Raw genomic sequence first — 772 nt, 5'->3', positions numbered from 1 at the left:
GGCGAGGATTTCCGAGACCGGGTAGCGGGATTCCCGCCGTACGGCCATGAAGATGCGGGGCATGACCGGGAAGTGGAAGGCCATGTGGCATTCGTCGCCACCGTTTTGGTAATCACCGAAATAATCGACGACATCCTCCGGCCACTGGTTCGCTTCGGCCAGCAGCACGGTGTCCGGATACATCGCGTCGATCTCACGCCGGACACGCCTGAGGAATTCATGGGTCGCGGGAAGGTTCTCGCAGTTCGTGCCCTCCTCCGCGTACAGATAGGGCACGGCATCGAGCCGGAAGCCGTCGATGCCCAGGTCCAGCCAGAAGCGGAGGGCGGCCAGGATCTCCTCCTGGACAGCCGGGTTCTCGTAGTTGAGGTCCGGCTGGTGGGAGAAGAAGCGGTGGAAGAAGTACTGCCCCCGGACCGGGTCGTACGTCCAGTTGGAGGCCTCGGTGTCGACGAAGATGATGCGGGCGTCGGCGTACTGCTTGTCGTCGTCGGCCCACATGTAGTAGTCGCCGTACGGGCCGTCGGGGTCGTTCCTGGATTCCTGGAACCACGGGTGCTGGTCGCTGGTGTGGTTCATGACGAAGTCGATGATGACCCGCATGCCGCGCTGGTGGGCGGAGTCCACGAATTCGACGAAGTCGGCGAGGTCGCCGAACTCGGGCAGCACGGAGGTGTAGTCGGAGACGTCGTAGCCGCCGTCCTTCAGCGGCGATTTGAAGAAGGGCGGCAGCCACAGGCAGTCGACGCCCAGCCATTGCAGGTAGTCGAGT

1 protein-coding gene is annotated in these 772 nt (G+C 63.3%); it reads right to left on the bottom strand.

Annotation, left to right across the window (positions count from 1 at the left end):
• Positions 1 to 772, bottom strand: a 772-nt coding sequence (locus ADK36_RS10030) for an alpha-amylase family glycosyl hydrolase (protein ID WP_267887395.1), incomplete at both ends; no start/stop codon positions are given.

It is taken from the genome of Streptomyces viridochromogenes, assembly GCF_001270495.1.
GTDB lineage: Bacteria > Actinomycetota > Actinomycetes > Streptomycetales > Streptomycetaceae > Streptomyces > Streptomyces viridochromogenes_A.
This window is presented reverse-complemented; position numbering and strand designations above follow the sequence as displayed.